Here is a 13,090-nt window from a genome sequence, read left to right on the forward strand (position 1 = left end):
AACGGCCGCTCGAGGCGGCCGCACCCCGAAGGGCGGAAAAAGAGCGTCGGCCCCGGCGCTTGCGCCACCGGGGCCGGGACCCGCCTTAGATCAGCGGTGTGTTGCCGTTCTCCTCGTCGAGCTTGGGCTTGGACAGCGCCGCCAGCAGGTCATGGTGGACCGTGGTGCCGGTGGTGGCCGTGGTCACCGAGGTGGTGGCCGGCGTGCCGGTGGCGGAGGTCGCCGAGCTGCCCGGATCGCCCAGCAGGTTGGCGGTCGGTGCGGCCAGCAGGTCGCCCAGGGCCGGCGCATGCGCCGTGTGGGCATTCTGCGGGCTGCCGTCCTTGGCCAGCCAGACGTCGGTCATCTCGTGGGTTGTGCCATCCGCCTTGGTGTAGCTGGAGACCAGGCCCATCACGTTGCCGTTCTGCACATCCGAGCCCTTGGTGGCGTTCAGGTTCAGGTCGGCGATACCCAGATCGGCCAGGGTCTTGAGCTCACCCGCGTCGGTCTTGCCGTCGTGGTTCGCATCCACCCACACCTGCAGCTTGCTGAAGTTGCCGTCCAGGGCGTTGATGTGGCCGTCGTGGTTGCTGTCGAGTGTGCCCAGGGCCGTGAAGCCGTCCGCACCCTTCTGACCGTTCACCACCGTGCCCGCGCCGAACAGCTCGCCGCCGTTGTTGATCTTCCCGTCGCCGTTCAGATCCATCACCAGCAGGCCGTCGTTGCCACCCACCCAGCCCCACTTGTCGTTATGACCGGAGTTGTTCAGGTCGAAGTGGACGCCCTGGCTGGCCGACAGCGTCTGGATGCCGTTGCCGTCCAGGTCCAGCATGATCGGCGTGGACAGGAAGAGCGCGTTGCGCTGTTCATTCGACCAGCCGGCCTGTTGCTCGGATGTGATGACCAGCGACTGCGCCATGCTCATCGAGGCCAGATCCTGCGTGTCCCAGCCGATGAACTGATCCGAGCTCATCGCCGCGATCTGGTCGGTGGACAGCCCCTGCACCTGCACCGAGGTTAGCGCACGGATGTCTTCGGAGCCGAAGGCCACGATCTGGTCGGTGGTCAGCGCATGGATCTGCGCCGAGGTCATCGTCGCGAAATGCTGGCTGGTCAGGGCCGTGATGTCGTCGGTCGTCAGGGCCGCGATCTGGTCGGTGCCCAGGGCGCGGATCTGTGCGGTCGAGAACTCATGGATCTGCTCGGTCGTCAGCGCCGCCACCTGGTCGGTGCTGAAGGCATGGACGGCCGCCGTGCTCAGCGCATGGATGCCGGCCGTGGTGATCGAGCCGATGTCGGCCGTCTCGATGCCCACGATCTGCGCGCTGCTCACCGCGCCCCACTGCGAGGCCGTCAGGGCATGGATCTGATCCGAGCTGAAGGCTTCGAAGTCCGCGGAACCGAAGGCCACCATGTTGGCGCTGCTGATGGCCGCCAGGTCGCCGGTGTCCAGCGCCGCCACCTGGTCGGTGGTGAAGGCATGCAGTTGCGCCGAGTTGAACGCCACCACCTGGGCCGAGGTCAGGGCCGCGACGTCATCCGTCGCCAGCTGGCTCACCTGCAGGGTGGAGAAGGCCGCCACCTGCTGGGTGCTCAGCGCGGCGATCTGGTTGGAGTCCAGGGCCTCGAGCTGGGCGCTGTCCAGCGAGCGGATGGCCAGCGTGCTCAGGGCGCGCAGGTCGGCCGTCTCGAAGGCCGCCATCTGGTCGGTGGTCAGGCCATCGACCTGGGCGGAGCTCAGCGCTGCCGCCTGGATCGAGCTCAGGGCCACGATCGCTTCGGTGCTCAGCGCGCCGATCTGGGCCGAGCTCAGCGCCTGCAGCTGGGTGCTGGTCAGCGCCGCCACGTCGTCGCTGGTCATCGTCGAGACCTGCGCGGTGGTCAGGGCCTGCAGCTGGCCGTTGGTCAGGGCGCGGATCTGGCCGCTGGTCAGCGCGTTCAGGTCGTCGCTGGTCAGGTTGGCGATCTGGGCCGTGGTCAGGGAATTAACCTGGCTGGTCGTCAGGGCCGCGATCTGGTCGCTGTCCAGGGCCTCGAGCTGAGCGCTGCTCAGGGCACGCAGGGCCACGGTCGAGAGCGACTTCAGGTCACCGCTTTCGATCACCGCCATCTGCTCGGTCGTCAGACCCTGCACCTGGGCGGAGGTCAGTGCCGCCACCTGGGTGGAGGTCAGCGCCACCACCGCGTCGGTGGCGAGCGCCCCCACCTGGGCCGAGTTCAGCGCCTGGATCTGGCTGGAGGCCAGGGCCGCGACGTCGTCGCTGGTCATGGTGGAGACCTGCGTCGTCGTCAGCGACGCCACCTGGGCCGTGGTCAGCGCACGGATCTGGGCGCTGGTCAGGGCGTTCAGGTCGTCGCTGGCCAGGTTGCTCACCTGACCGGTCGTCAGCGCGGCCACCTGGGCGGTGGTCAGCGCCTGGACCTGGTCGGTGCCCAGGGCATTGACCTGGTCGCTGGTCAGGCTGCGCAGGGCCGAGGTCGTCAGGGCCTTGAGGTCGCCGGTTTCGATGGCGGCGATCTGGTCGGTCGTCAGGCCCGCCACCTGCTTGGTGCCGAGGGCGGCCACCTGCAGCGAGCTCAGCGCTTCGATTGCATCGGTCGCCAGCGCACCCACCTGGGCCGAGCTCAGCGCGGCCACCTGGTTGGTCGCCAGGGCGGCCACGTCGGCCGTCTCCATGGTGTTGATCTGGCCGGTCGTCAGCGCGGCCACCTGGGCCGTGCTCAGCGCCTTGATCTGAGCGCTGGTCAGGGCGTTCAGGTCATCGCTGGTCAGGTTGCTGATCTGGCCGGTGGTCAGCGCGGCGACCTGGGCGGTGCTCAGGGCGGCGATCTGGTCGCTGTCCAGGGCTTCCAGCTCGGCGCTGCTCAGCGCGGCCACCTGGGCGGTGGTCAGCGCACGCAGCTGGCCGGTGGTCAAGGCCGCGAAGTCGTCGGTCGCCAGCTGGCTGACCTGGCCGGTCGTCAGCGAAGCCACCTGCGTCGTCGTCAGCGCCTGCACCTGATCCGAGCTCAGGGCCTGCAGCTGGTCGCTGGTCAGGGCGCGCAGGGCGACGGTGTTCAGGGACTTCAGGTCCGCCGATTCGATGGCGGCCATCTGGTCGGTCGTCAGACCGGCCACCTGGCGGCTCGTCAGCGCGGCGACCTGGCCCGAGGTCAGGGCCACGATGGAATCCGTCGCCAGCGCACCGACCTGGGCCGAGCTCAGCGCGGCAATCTGGTTGGTGGCCAGGGCCTGGACATCGTCGCTGGTCATGGTGGAGACCTGCGCCGTCGTCAGCGCCGCGACCTGCTGGGTGCTCAGGGCCTTGATCTGGGCGCTGGTCAGCGCATTCAGGTCGTCGCTGGAGAGGGTGCTCACCTGGCCGGTGGTCAGGGCCACCACCTGCTGGGTGCTCAGCGCCGCCACCTGGTCGGAGCCCAGGGCATCCAGCTGGGTGGAGGTGAGCGACTGCAGGGTGTTGGTCGTCAGCGCCTTGATGTCACCGGTCTCGATGGCCGCGATCTGGTCGGTCGTCAGGCCGGCGGCCTGGCGGCTGGTCAGCGCGGCGATCTGGCCGGAGCTCAGGGCCACCACGGCGTCGGTGCTCAGCGCTCCCACCTGGGCCGAGCTCAGCGCGGCCACCTGGTTGGAGGTCAGGGCGGCGACGTCGTCGCTGGTCATGTTGGAGACCTGACCCGTCGTCAGCGCGGCCACCTGCTGGGTGCTCAGGGCCTTGATCTGGGCGCTGGTCAGGGCATTCAGGTCGTCGCTGGCCAGGCTGCTGATCTGGCCGGTGCTCAGGGCCGCCACCTGGGCGGTCGTCAGCGCGGCGATCTGGTCGGAGCCCAGGGCGTCGATCTGGTCAGTGGTCAGCGAGCGCAGGGCGGTCGTGGACAGGGCCTTGAGGTCGCCCGTCTCGATGGCGGCCATCTGGTCGGTCGTCAGGCCGGCGACCTGCTTGCTGGTCATCGCGGCGACCTGGCTGGACGTCAGTGCCTCGACCGCATCGGTCGTGAGCGCACCCACCTGGCCGGAGCTCAGGGCGGCGACCTGGTTGGTCGTCAGGGCGGCGACGTCGTCGCTGGTCATGGTCGAGACCTGGCCGGTGGTCAGGGCGGCCACTTGCTGGGTGCTCAGGGCCTTGATCTGGGCGCTGGTCAGGGCGTTCAGGTCATCGCTGGAGAGCGTGCTCACCTGGGTGGTCGTCAGCGCGGCCACCTGGGCGGTGGTCAGCGCCTGCACCTGGTCGGAGCCCAGGGCATCCAGCTGGGTGCTGTCCAGGGCGCGCAGGGCGGTGCTGGTCAGGGCCTTGAGGTCGCCGGTTTCGAGGGCGGCGATCTGGTCGGTCGTCAGGCCGGCCACCTGCTTGGTGGTCAGCGCCGCCACCTGGACGGAGCTCAGGGCCACGATGGCTTCGGTGCTCAGCGCACCCACCTGGGCGGAGCTCAGCGCAGCCACCTGGTTGGTCGCCAGGGCGGCCACATCGGCCGATTCCATGGTGTTGATCTGACCGGTCGTCAGCGCGGCCACCTGGGCGGTGGTCAGCGCCTTGATCTGGCTGCTGGTCAGCGCGTTGAGGTCGTCGCTGGCCAGGGTGGAGATCTGGGCCGTCGTCAGGGCGGCGACCTGGTTGGTGGCCAGGGCCGCGATCTGGTCGCTGCCCAGGGCATCCAGCTCGGCGCTGCTCAGCGCGGCCACCTGGGCGGTGGTCAGGGCGCGCAGCTGGCCGGTGGTCAGGGCGGCGAAGTCGTCGGTGGCCAGCTGGCTGACCTGGGTGGTCGTCAGCGAGGCGACTTGGGCGGTCGTCAGGGCCTGCACCTGGTCGGTGCCCAGGGCCTGAAGCTGATCGCTGGTCAGGGCGCGCAGGGCCACCGTGTTCAGGGCTCGCAGGTCGCCGGTTTCAAGGGCGGCGATCTGGTCGGTCGTCAGGCCAGCCACCTGGCGGCTGGTCAGGGCGCCGACTTGCGCGGAGGTCAGCGCTTCGATGGCGTCCGTGGCCAGCGCACCCACCTGGGCCGAGCTCAGCGCGGCGATCTGGTTGGTGGCCAGGGCCTGCACGTCGTCGCTGGTCATGGTGCTGATCTGACCGGTGGTCAGGGCGGCCACCTGCTGAGTGGACAGCGCACGGATCTGGCCGCTGGTCAGCGCGTTCAGGTCGTCGCTGGTCAGGTTGCTCACCTGGCCGGTGGTCAGGGCCGCCACCTGCTGGGTGCTCAGCGCCGCGATCTGGTCGGAGTTCATCGCCTCCAGCTGCGCGGAGGTCAGCGACGCCAGCGTGTTGGTGGTGATGGCCTTCACATCGGCCGATTCCAGCGCGGCGATCTGGTCCGTGCCCAGGCCCGCAGCCTGCTTCGAGCTCAGAGCCGCCACTTGCGTGGAGCTCAGGGCCACGATGGCCTCGGTGCTCAGCGCGCCCACCTGGGCGGAGCTCAGCGCGGCCACCTGGTTCGTTGCCAGGGCGGAGACGTCGGCCGACTCCATGGTGTTGACCTGGCCGGTCGTCAGTGCTGCCACCTGGGCCGTGCCCAGCGCGCGGACCTGGCCGCTGGTCAGGGCATTGAGGTCGTCACTGGTCAGGCTGGAGACCTGGCCGGTGCTCAGCGAGGCCACCTGGGTGGTGGTCAGCGCCTGGACCTGGTCGGACCCCAACGCATTGAGCTGGTCGGAGGTCAGCGAGCGCAGGGCCGCCGTGTTCAGGGCCTTGAGGTCGCCGGTTTCGATGGCGGCCATCTGGTCGGTCGTCAGGCCCGCCACCTGCTTGGTGGTCAGCGAGCCGATCTGGGTCGAGCCCAGGGCCACGATGGCATCGGTGCTCAGGGCGCCGACCTGGGCCGAGCCCAGCGCCTGCAGTTGGTTGGTCGTCAGGGCCGCGACGTCGTCGCTGGTCATGGTGCTGACCTGGCCGGTCGTCAGGGCGGCCACCTGCGCGGTGCTCAGGGCCTTGATCTGGGCGCTGGTCAGGGCGTTCAGGTCATCGCTGGACAGCGTGGAGATCTGGCCGGTGCTCAGCGAGGCCACCTGGGTGGTGCTCAGCGCGGCGATCTGGTCGGAGCCCAGCGCATCGAGCTGGCTGCTGTCCAGGGCGCGCAGGGCGGTGGTGGACAGGGCCTTGATGTCGCCGGTTTCGATGGCGGCGATCTGGTCGGTCGTCAGGCCCAGGGCCTGCTTGCTGGTCAGGGCGCCGACCTGGGTGGAGGTCAGGGCCGCGACGTTGTCGGTGGACAGGGCGCCGATCTGGGTGGAGCTGAACGCGCCGACCTGGCCGCTGGTCAGGGCCTGCACATCGGCGCTTTCCATGCCGCGGACCTGGTCGGTCGTCAGCGCGGCGATCTGGGCGGTACCCAGGGCACGGATCTGGGCGGTGCCTAGCGCATTGAGGTCTTCACTGCCCAGGGCCACCACTTGCTGGGTGCTCAGGGCGGCGACTTGCGCGGTCGTGAGCGCCGCCACCTGGTCGGAGGTGAGGGCGGCCACCTGGTCGGTGGTCAGCGCACGCAGGGCCTGCGTGGACAGGGCCTTCACATCGACGGTTTCGATGGCGCCGACCTGGTCGGTCGTCAGGCCACCGACCTGCTTGGTGCTGATCGGCGCAATCTGCTGAGAGCTCAGTGCAGCGATGTTGTCGGTGGACAGGGCACCCACCTGAGCCGAGCTCAGCGCGGCAATCTGGTTGGTGCTCAGGGCCTGCACGTCCTCGCTGGTCATGGTGCTGACCTGCGCGGTGGTGAGCGCGGCGACCTGCGCGGTGGACAGCGAACGGATCTGGCCGCTGGTCAGGGCGTTCAGGTCGTCGCTGGAGAGGTTGCTGACCTGGGTCGTGCTCAGCGCGGCCACCTGGGCGGTGTTCAGCGCGGCGACCTGGTCGGAGCTCAGGGCGTCCAGTTGGCTGCTGTCCAGCGAGCGGATCACCGCCGTGGTCAGCGCCTTCAGGTCACCGGTTTCGATGGCGGCGATCTGGTCGGTGCCGAGGCCCGCGGCCTGCTTGGTGCCGAGCGCAGCGACCTGCGAGGAGGACAGCGCAGCGATGTTGTCGGTGGCCAGCGCAGCAATCTGTGCGGAGCCCAGGGCCTGCACCTGCGCGGTGGTCAGCGCCTGCACATCCTCGCTGGTCATGTTGTGGATCTGGTCCGTCGTCAGCGCGGCGATCTGGGCGGTGCCCAGGGCGCGGATCTGCGCGCTGCCCAGGGCATTCAGGTCGTCGCTGGACATGGCGGCCACCTGGCCGGTGGTCAGCGCGGCGACCTGCGCGGTCGTCAGGGCGGCCACCTGGTCGGAGCCCAGGGCATCGAACTGGTCGGTGGTCAGGGAACGGATGGCGCCGGTGGACAGGGCACGCAGGTCGGCCGTTTCAATGGCGGCCACCTGGTCCGTGCTCAGTCCGGAGATCTGCTTGGTGCTCAGCGCAGCGACCTGGGTGGAGCTCAGGGCGGCGATGTTCTCCGTCGCCAGCGCACCCATCTGGGCGGAGCTCAGCGCGGCGACCTGGTTGGTGGTCAGCGCCTGCACATCGGCGCTTTCCATGCCTTGGACCTGGTCGGTCGTCAGGGCGGCGACTTGTGCAGTGCCCAGCGCACGGATCTGGGCGCTGCCCAGGGCGTTCAGGTCATCGCTGGACATGGCGGCCACCTGGCCGGTGGTCAGCGCGGCGACCTGGCCGGTGCTCAGGGCCTGGACCTGGTCGGAGCCCAGGGCATTGAACTGGTCGGTGGTCAGCGAGCGGATGGCCGCGGTGGACATCGCGCGCAGGTCACCGGTCTCGATGGCAGCGACCTGGTCGGTCGTCAGGCCGGAAATCTGCTTGGTGCTCAGGGTGGCGACCTGGGCCGAGGTCAGGGCGGCGACGTTGTCCGTCGTCAGCGCGGCCATCTGGGCCGAGCTCAGCGCCTGCACCTGACCGGTGCTCAGGGCCTGCAGGTCGGCGCTTTCCATGCCGTGGACCTGGTCGGTCGTCAGCGCGGCGACCTGGGCGGTGCTCAGGGCGCGGATCTGGCCGGTGCCCAGGGCATTGAGGTCATCAGTGGCCATGGCGGCCACCTGGCCGGTCGTCAGCGCGGCGACCTGCTGGGTGGTCAGCGCACCGACCTGGTCGGAGGTCAGGGCGTCGAACTGGGCCGTGGTCAGGGAACGCAGGGCGTTGGTCGACATCGCGCGCAGGTCGCCGGACTCGATGGCGGCGACCTGGTCGGTGGACAGGCCCAGCAGCTGCTTGCTGGTCAACGAGGCGACCTGACCCGAGGTCAGCGCCACGATGGCCTCGGTGGACAGCGCGGCGATCTGAGCCGAGCTGAGCGCACTGATCTGGCCGGTGGTCAGCGCCTGCACATCGGCGCTTTCCATGCCCTGCACCTGGTCGGTGGACAGGGCGGCGATCTGGGCGGTGCCCAGGGCGCGGATCTGGCTGCTGTCCAGCGCATTGAGCTCATCGGTGGAGAGCACCTGCACCTGGGCGGTGGTCAGGGAGCCGACCTGGCTGGAGCTCATGGCGGCGATCTGGTCCGAGCCCAGGGCCTGGACCTGGTCGGTGCCCAGCGACCGCAGCGTGGCGGTGGAGATGGCCTTGATGTCGTCCGTGCCGATGGCCGCGATCTGGTCGGTCGTCAGGCCCTTGGCCTGGGTGGAGGTGAGGGCGCCGATCTGGCCGGAGCTCATCGCCTCGATGGAATCGGAGGTCAGGGCGCCGAGCTGGCTGGAGCTCAGGGCGCGCACCTGCGCGGTCGACAACGCCTGCACATCGTCGCTGGCCAGGCCGCCGATCTGGTCGGTGGACAGGGCAGCGATCTGCTGCGTGGTGATGGAACGGATCTGGTTGGTGTCCAGGGCCGAGATGTCGTCGCTGCTGAGCTGGCGGATCTGGCTGGTGGTCAGCGCGGCGATCTGCTGGGTGGTCAGTGCGGCGACCTGGCTGGAGCTCAGCGCGGCCACCTGGTCGGTGCCCAGCGCATGGACGGCGGCGGTGCTCAGGGCCTTGACGGCGTCGGAGGTCAGCGCGGCGGTCTGGTCGGAATTCAGGGCAGCGGCCTGGGTGCTGGTGATGGCAGCGGCCTGCTGGGTGCCGAGGGCGGCGACGCCGTCGGTGGCAATGGCAGCGACCTGCGCGGAGCTCAGGGCACGGATCTGGTCCGTCTTCAGGGCCTGCAGGTCGTCGGAGGTCAGGGTGCTGATCAGCGAGGTGGAGATGGCGGCCACCTGCTGGCTGCTCAGCGAGCGAATCTGGTCGGAGCCCAGCGCATTCAGGTCATCGGACTCGAGGTTGCGCACCTGCTGCGTGGTCAGCGAGCCCACCTGGCGGGTGGTCATCGCGCCGAACTGGTCCGACCCCAGGGCATTGATCTGCTCGGTGGTCAGGCTGCGGATCGCGGCGGTGCTGAGCACCTGCAGGTCCTGCGACTCGATGGCGGCGATATTCGTGGTCGTGAAAAACGACACGGCCTTGGTGCCCAGCGAGGCAAATTGCTCGGTGGTCAGGGCCTGGAACTGTTCGGTGGTGAACGCCGCCCAGTCCTCGCTGGTCAGACGCGCAAGCGTCGTGGACGTCAGCGTCTGGATCTGGTCGGTGGACAGGTTGGTAATGAGCGATGCCATCTTTGAAGCTCCGTGGGACTATGGGCCGGTGCGCCCATAGGCGCTCGTTGTCGATCTCAAACTGCAGGGGGGGTCGAGCGACCGGCTCCCGTCATTCGGTTTTCGGACACGAATTGACAAACTTGAGCCAGCTCAGAAATGGTATGGCGCTTGTCTTTACGTTGAAGCAAACAAAAGGCGCCCTTGTCGGCCTCAGTTCACGGTAACGAGCGCTGCGTACAGCCCGTGGATGCGGGGGGTGGGGGTCTTGCGTTCAGCCCGTGTTCATCGGCCTTGCGGCGCGGGTCCGAAGCCATGCGGCACGCCGCAGCGGTGGCGGCGTGACAAAAGTCGCATTTCAGGAATGTTGCTGCGGCCGGTGCAATATCGGGCCGGTTTTTGTGTCGCCGCTGACATGGTTTCAGCGACTTTTATCGCGAAGCCCAAATGATTGAAATTCGGGTGTGACTTATTGCGTAGAGGGCGCGGCCGGGGCGGTATGGCCGGTCGCTTTGAGGCCGTGCTCAAAATGCAGACGCATCAATCGGGCGACCGTGTCGGGGTCGCGTTGCAACAAAGCGTGAAGAATGTCGCGGTGTTCCTGCAGGGAATCCTGGAGGCGTCCCTGCATAAAGAGGGAATGGTGCCGGTTGAGTTTCATCACCCGGCGCAGGTCGGTGATGAATTGCAGCCGCCAGCGATTGCCGTCCAGCTCGATGATGCGCAGATGAAAGCGTTCATTCGCCGCGAAGAACCGCTCCCGGTCCGGCAGGGATGCTTCCAGCACCTCATGCAGGGCCGTCAACTCGGCCAGGTCCGCGTCGGAGCCCTGGCGGGCGACCTGCGCGGCGGCATCGCTCTCCAGCAGGGACAGCAGTTGATAGGCCTCCCGGACATCCCGCTCGGACATTTCCGTCACATAGGCGCCGCGGCGGACCCGCATCGTCACCAGGCCTTCGCTGGCCAGCACCTTCAGGGCCTCACGCAGAGGCGTGCGGCTGATGCCCAGCTCGGCGCAGAGCTTGAGCTCGTCGATCCAGCTGCCCGGTTCCAGTTCCCGATTGAAGATGCGCTGGCGCAGCCGCTCCGCCACCTCTTCATAGAGGGCACGCGGGGCCAGCGGGGCTGACATCGACGAGGGTAGGGGCGACATATAGAAAGGGAGTGGGTCCACCGACGCGGGCGACTGACGCACCGTCTTTGCGGTTCGTCAGCCTCCATCACTCAGGTCGGCGTCAGAGTGTAGTCAAATCTTGAATTCATAATTATGAATAAGCGGGGCGCTATGATCGCCGTCGCCTCAGGAGATAGCTTTCATGTCTGACGAATCCAGGCTTTCCCGTCCGGCCGCCGCGGGCCCTGCGGCCAGCGACCTTACCGGTGACGCCGCAGCGCAGGTGCCAGGCGGTGCCGCCACCCCTGAATTTGCGCCGGTCACCCTGGAGCAGTGGCGCAAGGCCGCTGCCAAGTCAGCACCTGGCGGGCAGGTGGACGCGCTGAACTGGCACACGCCGGAAGGCCTGGTCGTCAAGCCGCTCTACACGGCGGAAGATGTGCAGGGCCTGCCCCATGCCAACACGTTGCCGGGTTTCGAGCCTTTCCTGCGCGGCCCTCAGGCCACCATGTATGCGGTGCGTCCCTGGACCATCCGCCAGTACGCCGGCTTTTCCACCGCCGAAGAAAGCAATGCCTTCTACCGCAAGGCGCTAGCCGCTGGCGGGCAGGGCGTTTCGGTGGCATTTGACCTGGCCACCCACCGCGGTTATGACTCGGACCATCCCCGCGTGACGGGCGACGTCGGCAAGGCCGGCGTGGCCATCGACTCGGTGGAGGACATGAAGATCCTGTTCGACGGCATCCCGCTGGACCGCGTCTCCGTCTCCATGACCATGAACGGCGCCGTCCTGCCGGTGCTGGCCGGTTATGTGGTGGCGGCGGAAGAGCAGGGCGTTTCGCAGGAGCAGCTCAGCGGCACCATCCAGAACGACATCCTCAAGGAGTTCATGGTCCGCAACACCTACATCTATCCGCCGGAGCCGTCGATGCGCATCATCGGCGACATCATCGAGTACACCGCGCGGCACATGCCCAAGTTCAACTCGATCTCCATCAGCGGCTACCACATGCAGGAAGCCGGCGCCAACCAGGCGCTGGAGCTGGCCTTCACCCTGGCCGACGGCAAGGAATATGTGAAGACGGCCATTGCCAAGGGCATGGATGTGGACGACTTCGCCGGGCGCCTGTCCTTCTTCTGGGCGGTCGGCATGAACTTCTATCTGGAGATTGCCAAGATGCGGGCCGCGCGCCTGCTCTGGTGCCGGATCATGAAGGGCTTCGGCGCCAAGAACCCCAAGAGCCTGATGCTGCGCACTCACAGCCAGACCTCCGGCTGGAGCCTGACCGAGCAGGACCCCTACAACAACGTGGTGCGCACCACTATCGAGGCCATGGCAGCGGTCTTCGGCGGCACCCAGTCGCTGCACACCAATTCGCTGGACGAGGCGATCGCCCTGCCCACCGAATTCAGCGCCCGCATCGCCCGCAACACCCAGCTGATCATCCAGGAAGAGACCCACATCACCAGCGTGATCGACCCCTGGGCCGGCAGCTACATGATGGAGTCGCTGACGCAGGACATGGCCGACAAGGCCTGGTCCATCATCCAGGAAGTGGATGCGATGGGCGGCATGACCAAGGCGGTGGACTCAGGCTGGGCCAAGCTCAAGATCGAGGCCAGCGCCGCTGAGAAGCAGGCCCGCATCGATGCCGGCAAGGACGTGATCGTCGGGGTCAACAAGTACCGGCTGGCCAAGGAAGATCCGGTGGAAATCCTGGAGGTGGACAACGTCAAGGTCCGCGACAGCCAGATCGCCCGCCTCCAGCAACTGCGCGCGACGCGGGACGGCGCGGCGGTGACGGCGGCCCTGCAGGCGCTGACCGATGCCGCCCGCAGCGGCCAGGGCAATCTGCTGGACCTGAGCATCCGCGCCATCCGCCTGCGGGCGACGGTGGGCGAAGTGTCCGACGCGCTGGAGGCGGTGTTCGGCCGCCACCGCGCCGACACGCAGAAGGTCAGCGGCGTGTATGCCGCGGCGTATGACTCGGCCGAGGGCTGGGAACGCCTGCAGAAGGAAATCGCCGATTTCGCCGAGGCGCAGGGGCGTCGCCCACGGGTGATGATCGCCAAGCTGGGCCAGGACGGCCACGACCGCGGTGCGAAGGTGGTGGCCACCGCCTATGCGGACCTGGGCTTTGACGTCGACATGGGGCCGCTGTTCCAGACGCCCGAGGAATGCGCCCGCCAGGCCATCGAGAACGACGTGCATGCGGTGGGTGTGTCCACGCTGGCGGCCGGCCACAAGACCCTGGTGCCGGCCATCATCCAGGCGCTGCGGGACCAGGGCGCGGACGACATCATCGTGTTTGTCGGCGGCGTGATTCCGGCGCAGGACTACGACTTCCTCTATGAAGCCGGCGTGAAGGGCATCTATGGCCCCGGCACGCCCATCCCGGCCAGCGCCAAGGACGTGCTGGAGCAGATCCGCAAGGCCACGGCCACCGTCTGAG

The 13,090-nt window shown here is 68.1% G+C and carries 3 protein-coding genes; 1 reads left to right on the top strand and 2 read right to left on the bottom strand.

Annotated elements, in window-relative coordinates:
- Positions 1–85 precede the first annotated feature (85 nt).
- Both DES44_RS10980 and DES44_RS10985 read right to left on the bottom strand, forming a co-directional pair.
- Positions 86–9,544, bottom strand: a complete 9,459-nt coding sequence (locus tag DES44_RS10980) for a beta strand repeat-containing protein (RefSeq protein WP_058934981.1) — start codon at positions 9,542–9,544, stop codon at positions 86–88.
- 448 nt (positions 9,545–9,992) lie between these two features.
- Positions 9,993–10,676: a GntR family transcriptional regulator gene (locus DES44_RS10985; RefSeq protein WP_375137517.1), complete on the bottom strand. Its 684-nt coding sequence runs from the start codon at positions 10,674–10,676 to the stop codon at positions 9,993–9,995.
- A gap of 163 nt (positions 10,677–10,839) precedes the next feature.
- Here DES44_RS10985 and scpA point away from each other — a divergent pair, with 163 nt between their 5' ends.
- Positions 10,840–13,089 (top strand): methylmalonyl-CoA mutase, encoded by a 2,250-nt coding sequence (scpA, locus tag DES44_RS10990; protein ID WP_232309991.1) that lies wholly within the window; start codon positions 10,840–10,842, stop codon positions 13,087–13,089.
- Position 13,090 lies beyond the last annotated feature (1 nt).

Origin of the sequence: Roseateles depolymerans (assembly GCF_003387155.1) — a bacterium.
In the GTDB taxonomy this organism is placed as follows: Bacteria; Pseudomonadota; Gammaproteobacteria; order Burkholderiales; family Burkholderiaceae_C; genus Roseateles; species Roseateles depolymerans.

Excerpts from the sequence above, each read along its gene's own strand:
- DES44_RS10980 (WP_058934981.1), bottom strand. The coding sequence starts at position 9,544 with ATGGCATCGCTCATTACCAACCTGTCCACCGACCAGATCCAGACGCTG.
- DES44_RS10985 (WP_375137517.1), bottom strand. The coding sequence starts at position 10,676 with ATGTCGCCCCTACCCTCGTCGATGTCAGCCCCGCTGGCCCCGCGTGCC.
- scpA (WP_232309991.1), top strand. The coding sequence starts at position 10,840 with ATGTCTGACGAATCCAGGCTTTCCCGTCCGGCCGCCGCGGGCCCTGCG.